Source organism: Flavobacterium aquiphilum (assembly GCF_027111335.1).
Lineage (GTDB): Bacteria > Bacteroidota > Bacteroidia > Flavobacteriales > Flavobacteriaceae > Flavobacterium > Flavobacterium aquiphilum.
In genome coordinates, this window is the sequence record NZ_CP114288.1 from 3,209,914 (window position 1) to 3,230,003 (window position 20,090).

Genomic DNA, 20,090 nt, shown 5'->3' on the forward strand with positions numbered 1-20,090 from the left:
AGATGACAAAGCGTAAAATACACTTTTTGGAAGCCGCAATGAAACACAAGCAGGTTGTCATTGTGTTGGTTGTCCTGATGATGCTTATGGGAATTAACTCCTTGGTTAATATGCCCCGCAGCGAAAACCCCCGAATCGACATGCCTACCGCTCTGGTATATGCTATTTATCCCGGTGCCAATGAACATCAGGTAGAGGAAGAAGTAGCAAAAAAAATAGAGCAGTACTTATTTTCATTTGAAGAAATTAAAAAGAAAAAAGTAAAGTCTGAAGTTCGTGAGGGACAGGTATTTATAACTACCGAAATTTACACAACGGTAAAGGACAGAAAAAAATTCTGGCACACTTTGCAGCTGGATATGGATGCCAATCTGCGTTCAAAACTACCTCAGGGCGTTATAGGTCCTTTTATAAACAGCAATTTTGCAGATGTAACTGCGATGATTATTTCTGTATCGTCAAAAGAGCGTTCGTATGCCGAGATCGAAAAATACCTAGACAAACTTGAAGACGGCCTTAAAGTTATCCCGATGGTTTCTAAAATCAATCGTTCAGGAGGACAAAGACAGCAGATTTACATTAAAATCAATGATAAAAAACTCCAGCAGTATGGCTTAGATGCCGGCACTTTAATGGGAATCCTGCAGCAGCAAAATATTACAGGCTATACCGGAGAAGTATCGGTAGGTTCTAATACTATTGTTCCGATTTATGCAAACAGCCGTTATAAGGATGAAAATGATATTGCCAGCCAGATTGTATATACAACTCCTTCAGGAACAATTGTCCGTTTAAAAGATGTAGCAGAACTTGAACGCCGTTTCGAAGAAAAATCATCGTTTGTACGTGTAGGAGAAGACAAAGCAATGGTCTTGTCTGTTGATATGCTTCCGGGGAACAATATTGTGGCATTTGGTGAAGAGGTCGAAGCAAAAATTGCAGCAATACAAAAAACATTCCCGCCAGATATTAAAATGAAAACCATTGTGAACCAGCCAAAGGACGTAGAGCACAGTATCAGTCATTTTATGAAAGAATTTGGTCTGGCAATCGGTTCAGTGCTTTTGGTGGTAATGCTGCTATTGCCTTTTCGTATAGCTGTGGTAGCTTCTGCAGCTGCCCCAATTTCAATGCTGATTACATTTGCATTTATGAACATGCTTGGTGTTGAACTTCATCAGGTAACACTGGCTGCACTAATTATTGTACTGGGAATGGTGGTCGATAATGCCATCGTGGTCGTAGATAACTATATAGAAAAACTCGACGAAGGCGTACAGCCGTGGACAGGAGCCTGGCAGGCCGCCAAACAATTAATGGTTCCCATATTTACGGCAACCCTCGCGATCATATTTGCTTTTTTACCACTGGCCATTTTTATGGATGGAATCGCCAAAGATTTTATGTTCTACCTTCCGGTAACGGTTGCAATTGCTCTTATTGTCTCTATGCTTATCGCTCTTCTTTTTACTCCATATACTTGTTATGTGTTTATAAAAAAGGGATTAAAACATAAAATAAGTGACAGGCCTCTAAAGAAAAATCTGCTGGATCACCTTCAGTCTGTTTTTGATAAAGGGGTCGAGGCGGCTTTTAGAAATCCTAAAATAACCATGGGAATAGGATTGCTTTCTGTCGTTGCCGCTCTTTTTATAGCCACAAAAGTAGATTCGGAGTTTTTCCCTTTAAGTGAGCGCAATCAGTTTAACATGGAAGTCTGGATGCCAAACGGCACATCTCTGGAAAAAACCGAAGGGAAAGTAAAAGAATTAGAAAAAATTCTAAAAGAAGACAAGCGCGTCGTTGATGTAACCAGTTTTATAGGAATGAGTTCACCGCGTTTTCATACGTCATACGCTCCCGAAACTCCTAAAAAACACTTTGCACAGGTATTTATCACCACAACCGACAGCGATGCCGCAAATGAAATGGCCAGAGAATATCTGGACAAGCTGAAAGGTTTTATGCAAGACGGAGCTGTTAAAATCAAACAGTTGAGTTTTCAGGAAGGTGCGCCAATTGATATCAGGGTAGTAAGTGAAAATGAAGCCGATCAGAAACGTACAGCCATACAAGTCAAAAAAATTCTAGAAAAGGCCGAGGGAGTAAACTATGTCCGCTTAAGCAGTGAATATGATTATATGGGAGTAAAACTCAACATAGACAATGCCAAAGCAAACCGCTTAGGTATAACCTCACAGGTCATTACGCAAACTTTAGGTGCAGGTTTAAAAGGATACTCTATTTCAACCTTGTGGGAAGGGGATAAAACGGTAGACATTTTTCTTCGTTATGATGAAGAAAGCCGTAAAGATCTCGTTGCATTGCAAAACCTGCATATTACAACTCGTTACGGGAAAAAAGTACCACTTAAAGCTGTAGCAACGCTGGATCCCGAATGGCATACCGGAATGCTTCTTAGAAGAAATGGATTAAAGATGCTGAGTGTTTTCTCTGAAGCACAGCTGGGTAAAAAACCGTCGCGTATTCTTCAGGAAATACAGCCGCAGATTGACGCTCTTAAACTACCGCCCGGAACTACTATTCAATACGGAGGTGATGCAGAATCAAGCGGAGAAAATGCACCAAGTATGGGAGTATCTCTGGGGGTAAGCCTTATCCTGATTTTCCTGACACTGTTGTTTCAGTTCAAGAGCCTAGGAAAGTCACTTATCGTATTGTGTACATTTTTACTAAGTCTTTTTGGAGCATTCTTAGGTCTTCTTGTAACAGGAAATCCGCTTGGTATGACCGGATTTATGGGAATCATAAGTTTAATAGGTATCGTGGTGCGAAACGGAATCATTCTGGTGGATTATGCCGATGAACTTATTAGGGATCACGGATACAATCATAAAGCCGCAGCCATAGCCGCCGCTAAACGAAGAATGAGACCTATATTTCTGACTTCAGCAGCCGCTGCAGTTGGAGTAGTGCCTATGATTATTGGGAAATCACCTATGTGGGCTCCGTTAGGGAGCGTGCTAGCCTTCGGTTTGATCTTCTCGATGATACTAACGCTTTTTGTAGTGCCTGTAATGTATTATAAATTACTGAAACAACCTATAATTGTAGATGAAGCACCGCAGGAACAGCCAGATGGAGAAGATCATGTACTGTATAAACCGGTTCACGAGCATTGATAAATAATAAATTCTTCAAACGTCCTGTCATTCAAGTTTCGGAAAGACAGTTTAAAAATGAATTGACATGAAAAGCAAACACAACACCATATATACCCTATTTCTGATTTTACTCTCGGGAATAGTTCAGGCACAAGAGACTGTTTCTTTGGATCAGATAAGAAGCATGGCCTTGGAAAATAACAAAAAACTCAAAAAAGCGCAAAGCAGCATCAATGCAGCCAAAGCGGCCAATCAGGCAGCCAATGCAGCCGTAAAACCAACAGTAGATGCAAGTGTTATCGGTCTGTATCTTTCGGATCCTTTTAAAACTTTACTGCCGGAATACAGTGCTAACGGCTTAGTTACCGTAACTCAGGTTTTATACGCGGGAAGTAAAATCCAGACTGCAAAAAAAATGACGAGTTCTATTGTTGATCTACAGAGTGCTCAGAAAAATTTAACCGAAGATGAAGTACTGCTAAATGCTGAAACAGCGTATTGGCAGGTCTTGAACTTAAAAGAAAAAGTAGTTCTAGCGGAAAAGTACTTAAAACTTTTGGGAGAGCTGAAAAAAGACCTTGAAAACTCTTTTAATGCCGGTTTAATTTATAAAAATGATCTTTTAAAAGTTGAAGTACAGCAAAACGAAGCAATCCTAAACTTGACAAAAGCAAAAGATGGTTTAACGTTAACCAAACTGGCTCTGTCACAAATTGCAGGTTTGAGAGCAGTTGAATACGATGTAACAGGCAATTTTTTAGATGATATTCAACTAGTTAGTAAAGCCGATGTTGAGTCGGCCGTAAATAACCGTCCGGAAATGAATGCCCTCATTAAGTCAGTTGAGGTTAATGAATATCAGACTAAATTACTCGAAGGAGACCAGAAACCCACTGTAGCGCTAAGTGCAAACGGTCTTGGGTCTTACGGGAAAAAGATTAATTTTTCTGATGGAAGCGATGATATGCAGGCTTTCGTGGGATTAGTAACCGTTTCAATTCCTATTCTGGATTGGGGAGCGAGGAAACAGAAAGTTAAAGAACAGCAATTTGTAACCGAAGCGCAAAAATTTGAACTGGAAGAAACAAAAGAACTATTAGGCATTGAGGTTCAGAATTCATGGTTGATGCTTAATCAGGCCGCCACACAAATCGATTTGAACAAAAAATCACTGAAGCAGGCTGATGAAAATCTTCGTTTAAATCAAGATCGTTTTGATGCAGGAACTGTTCTGGGAGAGGACGTTTTAGAAGCGCAGGTACTGTGGCAGAAAGCATACGCTGACCTTATTGATTCAAAAGCCAGATACAAAATCTGTGAGGCAAAATACAAAAAAGCAATTGGCGAATATTAACTAAATATTATAAGCAGAAGTTTTTTTCTTCTGCTTATAATAAAAATCTGTTGTCTTTCAAAAAGCATCTCAAAATTTAAAATTATGATCACACCGCTAACCATAATCGCAACCACAAATTATTCTGATACAGCAAGAAATGCCGTTACCTATGCCGCAGGAATTACCAGAGCAACAAATGCAAAACTTATTCTCTTTAATTCCTTTGTTTTAAGTGTTCACAGCGCAAATTCGCTTATTAGCGCAGAAGAAACGCAGAAAGAATTAGATAAAGCTGTTTTAAGACTAGAAACGCTGGGAAAGGAAATAGCCGATTTATTTAAAATTGAAGTCCAGTGCTTCTGTAGTCATTCTTTTCTGGAAGATGAACTTTCAGCTTTAATTGACAGTACGGGCGCAGCGCTTGTAGTCATGGGTATGGCAGAACGTTCTTTTGAGCAGGATTTACTGGGCAACACTACAACATCGTTCATTAAAAATATTGATGTTCCTATTTTGGCAGTGCCTCTGAACGCCCGTTTTCAAAAAGTGAGAAAGGTTCTTTATGCCTGTGACACCCTTAGTTTTCCAGCCACTAAAAGATTCAGCTGGATTATGCAAATAATAAGAAGTCTTGATATCGAGATTGAACTTTTTAGTGTCGATGAAAGTGTTGCTGAAATTAAGAAACGAGATAAGGTATTAGTAACGAATGGAGTAAGTGGAAAAGAGTTTGAGGATGTGAAATACATTTATAAAACAGTGCGATCAAATGCCGTTATTCATGAAATAGAAAAAGAAATCAAACATTATCAGGCAGATATTTTGGTTATGGTGCCCAAAAAATATGGTTTCTGGGATTCCCTGATTCACAAAAGCAAAACAAGGATAATGGCATCCGGTTTAGATATCCCGTTATTGTCTTTTCCTCATCATTAAAAAATCATAGGTCTTAACCGATTGATTTACCATTTAATCCGTCGTAATTATTTCATATTACTTAGTTATTTGTCTGGGAGGCAATGTCTCCGTATTGATTAGTGGTGGCTGCTTTATCGATAAAATGCTTGGGATACTTTTTATTGGTTTTTTATTAAATAAATGTTTTATAGATACTAGCGGCAGCCATTATTTTAAAAGGGAATAATTGATTAAAAAATAGCTATTTACTTTTTCTTTTTGAAATAAACACATTAGAAAGATAAAAAACAACACTTAAAAAATAGTTTATGAATGTCGTCATAACAGTTGTCGGCGGTTCTGTGCCGCCTTCTTTTTAGGTAATGAAAAAATTTCTAAAAAAAAGAAACTTCAGAACAATGGATTGAAAAAAGAACCGGAATTAGCAGTAGTAATATTGACTGGGTAATACCGAATCAGGTAAACCTCCGGATAATTGAGGTTGTGCGTTCAAATCTGGGTATAGACAAATCCAGGATAAAAATTAACATTCAGAAATACGAGAATATAACTTCCACAACCACCCTATTATGTTTATGGGATTTTAAAGATGATTTTGGAATCGGACAAAATGTATTGATTACAACTTTTGCGTCGGTTTTTCATAGGTAGCTGCCTATACGAAATGGGGAGTGATGAGAAATAAGAAGCTTTCTTGTAAAATGCTTTAGTAGAAGAAAGCCGAATTTACAATTTATTAAAAGTGCTAAAATATTGATTATGAACAACATTGAATTTACAAGGCAAGAGCTTTATAAATTAGTTTGGGAAAATCCTTTAAATCAGATTACCGTAAAATATAGCATTGCAAAATCTGATGTAAAAAAGGCTTGTATTGCCATGAAAGTCCCTTTGCCGGTGAGCAGTTATTGGAGAAGTTTTAATTTAAAACCAAAGCCTCTTCCCAAATTAACAGATGCTTTTATGGAAGTAAAAAGTATTAAAATTCCGCTCATCGAAAAGAAAAACATACTTAGGAAATCCTTTAACTCAAGACTGGATTTTGATTTAGCCGTAAGTATTATGAATGACCCAAATTTTATTTTGCATTTACCTGATCAACTGCATAATCCATGTACTATTATATTTGAAACAAAGAAATATCATGTAATTCGAAACTCTTACGGAGTTTTTCCGCATCATAAGTGTAACGGTCAGATTTTAAATCTGAGTACTGCTGAAATCAATTTTGAACGCGTGCTTATATTTTTAGATGCTTTAATCAAACTTTTAAATTTCAGGGGACAACAGGTGGAGATTAATACTGATGGAACCGGACTGTTTTTTTTTAATGAAGTTTCTCAGACAGAATTACTTCTTCATGAAGGATGCAGAAAGGTATTTTGTAAATCTTCTAATCGGGAAAGGACTACTGAATTTACAGGAAAGTTTATTGTTAAAATAAAAAATGAAAGTGCTCAAAAGGAACTTCGGGAAGTTGATATTCTAAAAGTGAGCAATATTGCCCATATTGTGGCACTAATCGAATTAATCGGAACTGGAAAGAGCAGGATTACTTTTGAAAGTATTAGCTAGATACTTAGCCAGAACCAGATTACCATTAGCACCAAGCTCTCATGAAAAAACACTTCATTTTATTACTATTACTCTTTTTTAGCTGTGGTTATGCCCAATTTTCAGTAGACAGAGATTCAATCCATAAAATAATTACCAAACTTCCCGCATTTTCAATATATAAAGATAATTATTTTGTAACAGGTGTTCATTTGGGTGAAACCCCTACCAGAAACAGCATGGATGCTAAGTTTCAATTTAGTTTCAAACAGCGATTATCAAATAAACCCGGAATATTTGGTGCATATCCGTATTTGACTTATACACAGAAATCATTTTGGAAAGTGTACAAAGTTTCCAGTCCGTTTGAAGAAAGCAACTATAACCCCGGGCTAATGCTCCTTAAACCGGTATTTCATAATGACAAGTTTCTTGGTGCATTAACTTATGGTATTGAACACGAATCAAATGGACGCGACAGTATTTACTCGAGAAGCATCAATATGATATCAATTGGTTTTATAAGAGTATTTTCGCCTGAACTGATAGTTACCGTAAAAGCCTGGTTGCCATTTTTACTGGAAAATAATCCGTCTCTGCCAAAATATATCGGCTATACAGAAGGACAGCTGCAGTGGATCTCCTACAACGACAGATTTTTTGTTGATGTGACAGTACGAAAAGGTGCTTACTGGAATTTTAAGGGAAGCTTAAATCTTGGAATCAGCTATAAATTTTCAAAAAAAGTAAATCAACTTATAACTCTCCAATGGTGGCAGGGCTATAGTGAGAGTCTTATTGATTTTAAATCAGAACGTGGAATGCTTAGGGCAGGTTTTATCATTAAACCCACATTTTACCGCTTTTACTGATTTTAAAGAAATTAAAGAAGAAGTTTAATTAAAAAAAAGATTATGAAATTTGAAATAGTAAAGCATGGAACAAGGGGGATAGTTATGGCAGCAGTTCTGTTTTTTATATTTGGCTGTAATGAAGTTAAGCAGAACAAAGCTTGTTATACAGCTGTTAAAGATAAGGAAATAATTTAGGGAATGTATTCTATGAGGCTCTATTGCATGGACTAAATGGCGTTTCTGGTGATATTTTTTACAGTGTATTTCAAGTCCATTGGTTTGGAAGCGGTTCAGACGTAATATATTCTTGTGTGGTTTACAATCTTTTGGTTATTTTTGAAAAGATGTGAAACGAAATCAAGTTGTGTTAATCCTACCTTATTTTTTTTTGGGTGGATAGGCTGATATTTATTTCGTAATATACAATTTAGGCAACGTTAAAAAAGCGGCTAAGATGTCAAAGCTTAATAAAATTCGAAAAAAAATTAACCTGACCCAGGAAGAACTTTCTGATAGATCTGGAATTTCTGTACGAACCATACAACGAATTGAATCGGGTAATGAACCAAAAGGACAAACACTGAAAATATTGGCCAAAGCTTTAGGGATACAAGAAAACGAACTGCTTCAAAAACAGGAAACTGCTGACGAAATAAACCTGACACTGCTTAAAGTAATTAATTTATCTTCATTACTATTTACTGTAGTCCCTCCAATAAATATTGTTATCCCTCTTATGATTATGCTTGTTAAAAAGCAATTCAACCCACTGACAAGACAGATTGTTTCTGTCCAGATTTTATGGACGATTTTCTCAGTTATCCTTTTCATGCTTTCATCTTTTATTAAAAACTGGTTTTCACTGGGCAGTAAGTTTATTTTAGTTGTTATGATTGTTCTGGTATTTTCCAATGTATTGATTATCCTGAGAAATACAGCCGAGATAGACAAAAAAGGGAAACTGTTTTTTTGTTTGAATTTTAGCATTATATGAGTTTTTTTTCCAAGCTGACGGGGTATTGTCGGGATATTGTCGGGTAGTTTTTCAGGATGGAAAAGATTCTTTATTGCATCTTTGAAGAAAAAAAAAGATGAAAAAACAATTCTTATTTATCGTATCCTTTACAGCATTATTTATTTTAGGCGCCAATGCACAAGTAGATAAAAGTTCAGCCTTGTTTGCAACACTTAAAAAGCAGGACAGCATTTTCTTTGAGAGGGGATTCAATCAATGTGATTTGGATTACCTGAAAAATCACACAGCGGTTGATTTAAAATTCTACCACGACAAAATCGGGTTTCAAAATAGAGCTTTGTTTTTTGAGAACACGCAGAAATACATTTGTTCAGATTCAGAAAAAAAACCAATCCGTAAGGTAGATGCAAAAAGTTTAGAAGTCTTTGCTCTATATAACAATGGCAAACTGTACGGGGCAATCCAAAAAGGAATCCATCACTTCTATTTAAGAGAAAAAAGTAAGGAAGATATATGGACCAGCTCGGCAAAATTCACCCATTTATGGATTTTGGATAATGATAATTGGAAACTAAGCGTAATCCTGAGTTATGATCATCAAAACACAGTTGTTGAGAGCGATAAGAGCAGTAACGAAATCACGAGTTATGACAATAAAAACACACTTATTGAAACCGATAAGCATAGTATTGAAAAGTTATTAAAACGAAATAATGTTCCTGCATTGGGAATTGGGATAATCGAAAGTGGAAAATTATCCAAAATTGAAGTTTATGGAACTTTAGATAAAGAAAAAACTGCACCCTATAATACCATTTTTAAAGTAGCGTCTCTGACAAAGCCGATTTTTACGCTCACTGTATTGAAACTAATTGACAAGGGATTGCTGGATTTAGACGAGCCTTTATATAAATATTGGATTGACCCAGATATTAAAAATGACAAAAGATATAAAAAGCTTACACCAAAAATAATTTTAACACACCAGACGGGTTTTCCAAATTGGCGTTATTTGACTCCATCAAATAAACTAACTTTTCAGTTTGATCCGGGAACAAAATACCAATATTCGGGTGAAGGTTTTGAATATTTAAGAAATGCCATTGAAAATAAACTTGGTAAAAGCATAGAAGAGCTTGCAAAAGAACTCTTATTTGACCCTTTAAAAATGTCAGATACTCATTTTTGGTGGGACAAGGAAATGGACGAAACCAGATATGCCCAAAACTTCAACGATAAGGGAGAAAAATTAGAAATCGAAAAATACTATGAGGCAAATGCTGCAGCAAACCTTTTAACTACGGTTGAAGACTATGGGAAGTTTTTAGAGTATATGATCAATGGAGCCGGACTTAATGAAAGTTTGTATCAGGAAATGATAAAACATCATGCAAAACTTAAAGAAAATGACTTCTTCGGATTGGGTTGGGAAATTTTAACCGACTTTAACAACGATGAATTTGCTTTATTACATACTGGAAAAGACCCTGGTGTAAGCTCATTGGCTATATGGTTTCCTAAATCAAAAAATGGCTATGTAATTTTCTTAAATGGCGATAATGCAGGCAGTATATATGAGGAATTATTGACCAAACAACTTTATCTTGGAAATGATTTATGGAATAAAAGATAAAAAGAAGTTGTTTAGCTGCAATTTATTTGCAGAGCTGGTTTAATGGGAATTAGGTTTGGCACCTAAATGATCTGTTCGGCCAATTCGCTATTGTCTGGATGGCAAATGCGGATAATTGGCATCTCCTTTTTCTCCTGAGGTTATTACAGCTGCTGTAATGATATGCTCTTCGGTCATTGCTAAATGAGTCTTGTATCCAAAGAAAAAACTATTAGCGGATTTATGACCTATTTTGGCATCTCTGTCTTTTGATAAAGTAAAATTTCCCTAAGTATCCTCTATTGTTTCTTTTAATTTGATTATCTACTCCTCTTGTTAACAATTAATCTTAAAAAAAAGACTTTTTCAGTGCCCTCCAATCAAAGAACTGCATTGCCTTTTTAACAAATAACGGGACTATGGACGATAAACCGGCACAGTACATTGATCTGCCGAATTTTTGTTATACAATTGCGCTCCACTTGGATTGATAATATCCATCTTTGTTTTCTAAAAAGCCCATAGCAGAACCAGTAACAATCCATAAACATGAGCGGTATGCTGACTGCTCACCTAAATTCTATAATCTTACTAAGCCTCTGATATCATCTTCTCCTTGCATTCTAAAATAGTACTATTATGACTTGAATTTAAAGACTTTAAAAAGTCATTATAAGAATATGTAAATCAATGGGCTTGGGTAGCCGAGTTTGACGTAGAAGCTTAAAATTTAAATGATTTAAAAAAGCTCATTTCCGCATTGAGTCTCGACTACATATTTTTTACCTTTGTCCTATGCACAATCAACTTATCCAACTTATTACGCAAAGGTTTACACTTTCTGATTGGGAGAAGGATTTGTGCATTCAATATTTTGAACCAGTACTCTATTCTAAAAATAGTATCCTTGAGGAAGAAGGAAAAGTACCCAGGTATCTGTATTTAATAATTTCAGGATTTGTCCGTTTATTCCATTATAATGATAAAAATGATGAAGTAACCACACATATCAATTGTCCTCCTGGTTTCATTACCTCTTATTCCAATTTTGTGAATCAGAAAAAATCTGATGAAATTCTAGAATGCATTACCGAGTGCGAATTATTACGTATTACTAAGTCGGATTTAGAGGAGCTTATTCAACAGAGTTCTGCATTTAGAGACTTTAGCATTTTGGTCTTTCAACAGTCATTATATTATAATGAAACACGCTCAAAAGAGTTGGCTACACTAACAGCGGAACAACGATATTTAAAACTGTTGGAAGAGCATCCCGAAGTATTACAGAATGTTCCAATGCAATACATCGCCTCTTTTCTTGGCATGAACCCGAAAAGTTTGAGCCGTATCCGAAAACAGATTATTAGGTAACATTTGTGAAGTGATTTTAAATGAGCAAGGCAGAACTTTGTGCTATCATTTAAAATCAATGGATATGACAAATAAAAATTTAGTATTGGTATCTGGTGCCAATGGCCATTTGGGAAACAACCTTGTGAGGTTATTACTAAAGAAAGGATATCAAGTTAGGGCTACCGTTCGCAATATCAAAAACAATGATTGTTTCAAAGGCTTGGATTGTGAAGTTGTTCAGGCGGACATTACTGATAAAACTTCTTTTAAAAGAGCCCTAGAGGGGGTTGATACATTCTATGCAGTAGGCGCAGCTTTTAAATTGTGGGCTAAAGACCCTAAAAAAGAAATCTACGATGTGAATATGCAGGGAACACGCAATACGATAGAAGCCGCCTCAGAAGCGGGGGTTAAAAGAATTGTTTACGTGAGTTCTATCGCTGCCCTGGATTACACCAAGCTCCCTACCAAAGAAAGTTACGGTTATAATCCAGACCGAAGGGATATGTATTACAATTCGAAGAATGATGGTGAAAAGCTGGCTTTCCAACTGGCTAAAGAATTAGGAATTGAATTAGTATCAGTTATGCCCGGCGCAATGATTGGAAGCGAAGCATTTCTTCCTTTGAATGTTTCCTATGGTGTTTTGAAACTGATTTTGAACAAACAAATTCCGGTAGATACTAAGATTACTCTGAATTGGGTGGATGTAAAAGATGTAGCCGAAGGTTGTTACCTTGCCGCACAAAAAGGACGGTCGGGAGAGCGTTATATTCTGACCAATGAAAAATGCATGACCATTACGGAAACCACAAAATTAGCTCAAAAGCTTTATCCCGAGCTAAAACTCAAAGTGCCAGGTTCTGTTCCAAAGTTTATATTGTATGCTATAGCAGGCTTGATGGAGATTTCCGCTAAAGTAAGCGGAAAACCACCTGTACTAACCACAAAAGATATTGCAATGTTTTCTGGTCTACAACAAGATTTCGATATTTCTAAATCAAGAAGCGAACTGGGTTTTAATCCTAAAAGTAATGAGAAAGCAGTAAAAGAAGCATTGGCCTATCTTATGGAGCATAAAGATTTACTGTAAGTTACAATTTATGTACTCTTCTTTTTTTATCACTTCAATATATTTGCTATCAATGATTTTAAACTATTTTATTTAAGTATTACTTTATACTACTAAAAATCATTTTGAAGCTTGATCTAAGCTTGCAGAATGCTTTCTTATCCATTTTTGTCCCTTATTCATTGCGGAGATTAATCCGTGTTTTTTTCTAGCTTACGACAGATATTCATCGATCGTTTATCCTCATGACACGCTTTCAAATCACTTCAATAAGTAACACCGCACACATAGTATTGAACAGTGGTTTGACCATTATCTAAAAGGGGATAAAAAACCGGACTGATTTTTAATCAGAACATGACATTTGTTTAAAAAACAATGCAGTTCCAATCAAAGAACTGCATTGCCTTTTTAATAAATAACGGGACTATGGACGATAAACCGGCACAGTACATTGGCCTGCCGAATTTTTATCATACAATTGTGCACCGGCTGGCGAATATCCAACACGGCAAATAATTCCGTTATTCACTGTGGAACACTCATCGTGCTCCTCACATTCATCACCGTTTGGGTCGAGTTTAACAAACCCAGGAACTGGTGCAAGCGATTTTGTACTACTCATAGAAGTGGTCACAAATGCTCCTGCTCCTCCTAAGATCATGACAACCAACGGTGCCATAAATCTTTTTGAAAAAATTGTTTTCATAATAAATAGTTTTAATAGTTATGATCTACTCTGTTACAGGTTTTCGATCTCATCCCTGACACTGCAGTATGTATTAATGACGAATTTTATATTGTCTTTTATTTTGATACAGGTTGTTTAACCTTTTGTTTAGTTTGTAATGAACTAAATACTGCCCGATAAAGCCATAAAAGTTACCTTCCCGAACAATAAAATGCCTGAGCTTTTCTTTTCCAATATTGTAGATATAAAAACTGCCCTGATAGGAATTGGTAGTAAGATCATAGATGTCAATAATACTTGCTTCTTTCCACATTTCGGCAGGTTCATATTTTCCAAGCAATTCCGAATTGACAAACAGCAAATTTTTACAGACGGCACTTGTTTTATTTACTATTAATGGAGGTGCTGCCAGCTTCCGCTCGTGCCTGCTTTTTACGTTAACCACTTTTATTTGGGCTTTGTTAATTGTATCTATAGTCTTGCCCCGATGGTTTAAATTAAGCGTCTTGTCTGCCACAATAAATTGATTGCGGTACAGATAAACATATACCAGTTTCTGAAGGGCTGAGTCGTAATGGAGCATTCCATCCACATCGAAAATACCATCTATCTGTTTTTGAAGTAAGTGTACGTTAAAACGAGCTTTAGATTTGTTCCCAAAATATAAAGATCCCAGCTGACTTTCACCCTTTATATTGTCATTGGAACGGATCGCCAATGTTAGTGAATCCATAAGCTGATAGTGCGAAAAAGTAGTTGTCCCATTCCATTTCACATCCCCTCTCCAATCCTTTATCTTCCCTTTAAAAATTACGGGAACAGACCCATCAATAAGATAAAAATTGGGAGGTAAAACACGAACCTGTACTGATTGAAAAGGAAAATCTGTACGACAGGGATGAATCTTAAATTTATCTCTTTTCTGTAAGAGGGTATCCCATCTGGTAACCCAAAGCGGAGCGGTATAATTACCAAGATATATTTTGCCGTTGGCCTCTCCTGCAAAATAATAAGAGCTAAACCGGAGATCGATTTCTTTAACTTGCGTGGCATTCCCCGGAAAACGACGAACAAAATTATTGCGATGATGTATAATGTCTTCCGATAACAGGAACAATACAGCAACGGTACCAACACTAAAAAAAGTGGTGAGCGAAAAAATACTGGCGAGTACAGCAGGTTTCGAAATACGATGTGTCCATGACACCCCGCCGGCCAATATCAGTATACCCACAGCCGCCAGTATTATAAAAACTATATTAAAAATGAGGTGTTCTTTCCATCCTAATTTTTCAAGAATTCCGCCGCAGGAACAAGGGATGAAGGAACTGTAATTCAGAATAATAAGAATGTATACCGTAAACATAAGCATTAAACTGAAAGCGGCAAAAAGAGCGATCATACGCCATCTGGGAAAAAGAAGTAACAAAGCCAGAATCAATTCAACAATTGGAACCAACCAGGAAACCCAACTGGCAAAAGCACTTAGTAATGGAGATTGCCCCAACTGGACTTGAAAGTTCTCAAAATCCAATAATTTACTGACTGCTGCATAGACAAATAACAATACAAACAACAGACAAATTATTTCTACAATTCTACTTTTAATAGTTTCCTTCCGTTCCATGATTTTTGAAGTTTCGATTTAGACAATTAAGATTTGAATCGAAACAAAACTACAATCATTTATTTTACAGGTTGTTACCAAAAACCTGCCATGATTTTTCAAAAACATTCAATTTTAGTTAAAAACAAAAAATAACGATAAAGCGTTAAAATGAACTTACTAAGAAAGATGCCAATAAGCCGTTTTATATTGGCATCCCTCCTTTTTTACTTTCCTGTCTCACTTAATATAGTAAGCTTTTCACTGAGTTCTGTAAGCCCTGCTTTTTGAAGACATTCTTCTGCCAAGAGTTTTAGTTCCTGCAGATTTTCTTGAGCAATGCTCGCCAAGAGAATTGATGATCCATCATCCTCAGTAGTCGATAATCCGCGTTCTATAACATGATGCAATAGCAGTACATTTTTTCGTGAAATTTTCAAATCAATCTTCACTACATCTTTCATTCCAGGGATACTCAAAACCGTATCATACACCTTGGAAACATCATTCTTTGTAATCATAATTTTCACGTTTTAATTAATAATTTATCTGTTGTAAATGTAGAAACAAGCACTGATTTTATTCGATTCAAAATTTAGTGAGGATTGTTTAGTGGTTAAAGCTTTTCTAATTTAGTTGTAGTAATAAAAGTCTGAAAGACTGCTGTTTTTTGTGCAGTCGGCAAGATGTCCGGTTGTATCACAACCGATATCTTGCTGCCCTTTTACTCGGAACTCGTGGGCAGTGGTACTGCAACGTTTTTAATGCTAATGAAATTGATAAATGATGAAAAAAGGATGAAAAAAGAAAGTGTTAACCGTGTCAAATTCCTCCATTTGAGATTAACGCAAGGTGAATTTGAAACCCTAAACGACCGATTTAAAAAATCAACCTGCCGTAAACTAAGCGATTATGCCCGAAAAAATCTCTTGCAACAGCCTGTTGTTTTAAAATACCGCAATGAGTCTTTGGACGAAACAATGATCGAGCTGATCCAATTTCGCCTTGAATTAAATGCCATAGGAAACAACTTTAACCAAGCCGTTAAAAAGCTGCACACGCTTAGTCAGATTGCCGAATTCAGGTACTGGATTGTCTCTTATGAGCAGGATAAAAAAACATTTTTTGATTTGGTCGCCACTATTCAAAACCATATTGAAAAACTAGCTCAAAAATGGTTGCAATAATCAAAACGGGACACTCTGTAAGGAGCTCTTTTAACTATAATGAGAACAAAGTTTCCCAAGGCATTGCTGTATGCATCGGAGAAGGTAATTATCCTGTTGACGTGGAAAAAATGAATTATACCATGAAGTTAAACAGATTGTTAAATCAAGTTACCTTAAATGATAATGTAACACGCAACAGTGTTCATATTTCTTTGAATTTTGATCCTTCAGAAAACCATTCGAAAGAAAAACTGATGGATATAGCCAATGCCTATATGGAAAAAATAGGCTTCGGACAACAGCCGTATTTGGTTTACCAACATAACGATTCGGGGCATCCTCACATCCATATCGTTTCGATAAAAGTACGTGCGGACGGAAGTAGAATTAACATGCAAAATATTGGTAAAAATCAATCCGAAAAAGCGCGAAAAGAAATAGAAGAAACTTTTGGTCTTGTAAAAGCTAAAAGCAAAAAAACAAACGAACAGTTTTCTTTACAGCCCATTGCGAACCGAAAAATAGATTACGGAAAAACTGAATCTAAAAAGGCAATCAATGGCGTTTTAAACAAGGTATTGTTTGATTATAAATATTCCAGTCTTGCCGAGCTTAATGCCGTTCTCGGGTTGTACAATGTTAAGGCTGACCGGGGAAGCGAAAGATCCAGGGTATTTAAAAACAATGGCCTTCTTTACAGAATCCTTGACAAAAATGCAAAACCAATCGGAGTGCCGATCAAGGCCAGTGACTTTTACACTAAGCCGACTTTGAAATTCTTAGAAGACAAATTTAAAGCAAACGAAACCCGAAAAGTTTCAGATAAAACACGGCTAAAAAACACGATTCAAATGACTTTTATCAGAGAACATAATTTATCGCTTGACCGTTTTGCCAAACAGTTGGAAAAAGAGGGAATCCGCACGGTTTTCAGAAAAAATGAAACCGGTTTAGTATATGGGATAACCTATGTGGATCATGTAACCAAAAATATTTTTAATGGGAGTAGTTTGGGAAAAGAATATAGTGCGAAAGGGATTCTGGAACGTTGTGAACCTCCTATCGTTGCTGAAAATAAACAGCAACTCTCCGAAAGACTAAAGGCTTTCACCCTTGAAAATAATTCCAAAAAAACATTGGATGTTTTGGCAATTTGCAAACTAATCGATTCTTTATTGCAACCGGAAATGACTTATGATTATTTACCTAAGCAATTGAAGAAGAAAAAGAAGAGAAGAATTCGAAAAGGGATTTAAAAAATTCAAGAGGATACCCCTTGAAGATATTTTCCTTTTTTGTTTGCATGTCCATTACTTTGGATAAAACTATAGAAAGAATTTTGAAAACTATTCAATTTTTAAAATATAATTTCTCTCTTATTTCTGTTTATATATCTAAGATAAAATTTTATATTTTCTTATAAATCGAAACACTTATTTTGTAAATCGTTGACTCTTTAGCACTTACTGTCGAAAATGTTTTATTGTTGTATGCTACCTCAAATACTTTATCTGAATTGTATGGAGTATTACAATCTGAAAGATATTTGTATTTTTCTAACACATCTTTTTTTATGCTATTATATTCTGATAGTTTATTTTCTTTACCATTATAGAAATAAATTATTTTTTCATAGGTGGTGATTTTACCGCCATTTTTACTATCTGTAACGAGGGTAATAAATTGCGTCCTAACAAAGATAGGAACTCCATCATATTTATAATAGACCTTCTAAAACTTTGCTAGCGTTCTCATTTTTTGGATCCAATTCGATGGATTTTTTATACATTTTGATAGCTTCCTCTTTGTTATTATCCTTCAATAAGGCTTCTCCAAAACTGTCATAAGCATTCGAGCTGTTTGGAAAGAGGAATACATTTAATTTAAAGACCTGCAAAGCATTTTTAATTTGACCCTTTTGCATCATTCTGTATGCCCATTCGTTGATTTCAAATTCATTTGGTATAAAATAAGGGTCTTTTTTAAGTTGTTCTTTCACAATTTTAATGGCTTGATCGAATCCGCTTTTTTGCAAGTTTATTCTCAAAAAAGTCAATGGATCTGCATTTAAAATATCAGGGATATAACAAGCCGCTAATTCTTCCAGATAATCTTCAGGAGAATCGCCTCCGAGATTGGTTAATACAATTACCGCCAGGTCGTCATCGGGATAAATAAGAAAAGCAGCCCGTCCACCACCTGACATACCTATAGCCCTATGATGTTTGCGAAATTTTGCCAATCCCCACCCGAGTGCCCACGGAGTATTTTCACCATTATTAAATTGAATTGGAGACCACATTGTTTCTAAAGTTGATTTGGATTTTAAGAGTTTGCTGTTTTGCAATGCAATAACCCATTGTGCCATGTCTTCTGCAGTACTGTTAAGCCCGGCAGCAGTTCTTCTGAAATAGGGGAACTCGTAATAATTATTTACCATTTTTTTCTCCTTATATTTTTGTCCGTCCAATTCTGTTCTGTAAAAATAAGTTGGTGCAAGATGTGGTATCACATCGCGGGAATCACCAAAAATGGTATTGCGTATACCTGCAGGTTTAAATTGTTTTTCTGAAAAAACTTCCGCAAAGGGCTTTTCTCTGAATTTATCTATTATTTTTCCTAATAAATACGCGTTGGTCTGATTATAGCTAAAACGCTTACCAGGTTGAAATTCCAAAGGTTTGGATTTTAATTTTTCCCATATGGTTTCTTCATTTTTCAGACTTCCCAAGCCCCCCGTATACGGGTCAAGCAGCTTTAGCAGATCGGGTAATCCTGAACAATGAGTCAGTAACTGATTAACTCTCACAGGTCCCCACTCTATAGGAAGATTGTCTAAATATTTAGAAATAGGTGCCGATAGCTCGATCTTTCCATCTTCAACCAGTTGCATAATGGCCACACTAGTAAAAACCTTTGTACATGAATTGATGGCAAAAATTGTTTGGTTATCTACAGGAATATTGTCCTGAATATTTGCAACACCAAAGGATTTATTTAAAACAATTTTTCCGCATTGAACAATTGCTATTTGTAACCCTGGTATTTTTCTCTCGCTCATTTCTCTTTTAATAATTACATCAATAACATCGGTTTTATTTTGAGCAGACAAAGATGTTCCAGTAATTATTAAGACAATTAAGATGATGTATTTCATAATATTGATATGTTTTAATGTTCTTTAAGTAAAAAATAGTATATGACTCTCAACAAATAGATTATTATTGTCTCCTCGTTTTGAAGTACTTTTACTTTACTGGTTCGGTTATTGTTTTACCCCTCTTATATCAAAGCATAAATCCAATCCAGCTTGCTAATAGTATAGCAATTAAAACCAGTACGGTTCTATGTAGCGCGTTCCTGAAAAAGTTATTCAGGGAATGAAAGCCTGCTACAGCCAATAAAAATATGTACTAACATAAAAAATGATAATGCTCCCAAACCGTTTCTTTTCTTTCATTATTCTTTATCTGAATTACATTATTCAAAACTAATCATAAGAAAGCTAAAAAGAATTAACGATGGGTAAGTTTTACTTCCCGGTCACTTTTTTTCTAAGTCGGCTCATGCTTTCTTCAGTCAATCCCAGATATGAAGCAATTATTTTCAGAGGTGTACGATGAAAAACTTAGGAAAGCTGGTGAATGGCTATTGTTTTCAAACTATATCTCCTTAAAGAATCTTTAATTTCTTAAGAAGCTGCTTTTAAATTTAACATTATATCACTTTTTATATTTTTTGGAGAAATTCATTACTCCTTGATGACAATTTTAATCTGAATTAAATGTTAACGGAATTTGTAGCTTATCTTTTATTATAGCAAC

The 20,090-nt window shown here is 35.7% G+C and carries 17 protein-coding genes; 13 read left to right on the forward strand and 4 right to left on the reverse strand.

Annotated features, from left to right (window positions below):
* Positions 1-2: 2 nt before the first annotated feature.
* The 11 genes from OZP12_RS13200 (at position 3) to OZP12_RS13245 (ending at position 12,821) form a co-directional block, all read left to right on the forward strand.
* Positions 3-3,143 (forward strand): efflux RND transporter permease subunit, encoded by a 3,141-nt coding sequence (locus OZP12_RS13200; protein WP_281225487.1) that lies wholly within the window; start codon positions 3-5, stop codon positions 3,141-3,143.
* A gap of 67 nt (positions 3,144-3,210) precedes the next feature.
* On the forward strand, positions 3,211-4,479 hold the full coding sequence (locus OZP12_RS13205) for a TolC family protein (RefSeq protein WP_281225488.1): 1,269 nt from the start codon (positions 3,211-3,213) through the stop codon (positions 4,477-4,479).
* Between the two features lie 84 nt (positions 4,480-4,563).
* Positions 4,564-5,397 (forward strand): universal stress protein, encoded by an 834-nt coding sequence (locus tag OZP12_RS13210; protein WP_281225489.1) that lies wholly within the window; start codon positions 4,564-4,566, stop codon positions 5,395-5,397.
* A 402-nt stretch (positions 5,398-5,799) separates the two neighbouring features.
* A complete protein-coding gene (locus OZP12_RS20645; protein WP_432419529.1) occupies positions 5,800-6,030 on the forward strand; it encodes a 3-oxoacyl-[acyl-carrier-protein] synthase III C-terminal domain-containing protein in 231 nt (76 codons plus the stop codon).
* Positions 6,031-6,138: 108 nt separating this feature from the next.
* Positions 6,139-6,954 (forward strand): hypothetical protein, encoded by an 816-nt coding sequence (locus tag OZP12_RS13215; RefSeq protein WP_281225490.1) that lies wholly within the window; start codon positions 6,139-6,141, stop codon positions 6,952-6,954.
* Between the two features lie 41 nt (positions 6,955-6,995).
* A complete protein-coding gene (locus tag OZP12_RS13220; RefSeq protein ID WP_281225492.1) occupies positions 6,996-7,805 on the forward strand; it encodes a phospholipase A in 810 nt (269 codons plus the stop codon).
* Between the two features lie 42 nt (positions 7,806-7,847).
* Positions 7,848-7,982 (forward strand): hypothetical protein, encoded by a 135-nt coding sequence (locus OZP12_RS13225; RefSeq protein ID WP_281225493.1) that lies wholly within the window; start codon positions 7,848-7,850, stop codon positions 7,980-7,982.
* A gap of 259 nt (positions 7,983-8,241) precedes the next feature.
* A complete protein-coding gene (locus OZP12_RS13230) occupies positions 8,242-8,781 on the forward strand; it encodes a helix-turn-helix domain-containing protein (protein WP_281225494.1) in 540 nt (179 codons plus the stop codon).
* Between the two features lie 97 nt (positions 8,782-8,878).
* Positions 8,879-10,396: a serine hydrolase domain-containing protein gene (locus OZP12_RS13235; protein WP_281225495.1), complete on the forward strand. Its 1,518-nt coding sequence runs from the start codon at positions 8,879-8,881 to the stop codon at positions 10,394-10,396.
* 774 nt (positions 10,397-11,170) lie between these two features.
* A complete protein-coding gene (locus OZP12_RS13240) occupies positions 11,171-11,746 on the forward strand; it encodes a Crp/Fnr family transcriptional regulator (protein WP_281225496.1) in 576 nt (191 codons plus the stop codon).
* A 64-nt stretch (positions 11,747-11,810) separates the two neighbouring features.
* A complete protein-coding gene (locus OZP12_RS13245) occupies positions 11,811-12,821 on the forward strand; it encodes an NAD-dependent epimerase/dehydratase family protein (RefSeq protein ID WP_281225497.1) in 1,011 nt (336 codons plus the stop codon).
* Positions 12,822-13,227: 406 nt separating this feature from the next.
* Here the strand turns inward: OZP12_RS13245 and OZP12_RS13250 are convergent, their stop codons facing one another.
* From OZP12_RS13250 to OZP12_RS13260, 3 genes are all read right to left on the reverse strand, one after another.
* Positions 13,228-13,509 carry a hypothetical protein gene (locus tag OZP12_RS13250; RefSeq protein ID WP_281225498.1) on the reverse strand — a complete coding sequence of 94 codons (282 nt, stop codon included), beginning with the start codon at positions 13,507-13,509 and terminating at the stop codon, positions 13,228-13,230.
* A gap of 73 nt (positions 13,510-13,582) precedes the next feature.
* Complete coding sequence (locus OZP12_RS13255) at positions 13,583-15,118, reverse strand: MauE/DoxX family redox-associated membrane protein (protein ID WP_281225499.1); 1,536 nt, start codon at positions 15,116-15,118, stop codon at positions 13,583-13,585.
* 206 nt (positions 15,119-15,324) lie between these two features.
* A complete protein-coding gene (locus OZP12_RS13260; RefSeq protein WP_281225500.1) occupies positions 15,325-15,618 on the reverse strand; it encodes a hypothetical protein in 294 nt (97 codons plus the stop codon).
* Positions 15,619-15,894: 276 nt separating this feature from the next.
* On the opposite strand from OZP12_RS13260, the gene OZP12_RS13265 reads away from it, so the two are divergent.
* Entirely contained in the window at positions 15,895-16,284 is a 390-nt protein-coding gene (locus OZP12_RS13265; RefSeq protein ID WP_281225501.1) for a plasmid mobilization protein, read from the forward strand.
* A complete protein-coding gene (locus OZP12_RS13270; protein ID WP_281225502.1) occupies positions 16,272-17,522 on the forward strand; it encodes a relaxase/mobilization nuclease domain-containing protein in 1,251 nt (416 codons plus the stop codon). The genes OZP12_RS13265 and OZP12_RS13270 overlap by 13 nt, the downstream gene beginning before the upstream one ends.
* A gap of 461 nt (positions 17,523-17,983) precedes the next feature.
* On the opposite strand, the gene OZP12_RS13275 is transcribed toward OZP12_RS13270, so the two are convergent.
* The gene (locus tag OZP12_RS13275) at positions 17,984-19,423 is read right to left on the reverse strand and encodes a serine hydrolase (protein ID WP_281225503.1); all 1,440 of its coding nucleotides are present in this window, start codon (positions 19,421-19,423) and stop codon (positions 17,984-17,986) included.
* Between the last annotated feature and the right edge of the window lie 667 nt (positions 19,424-20,090).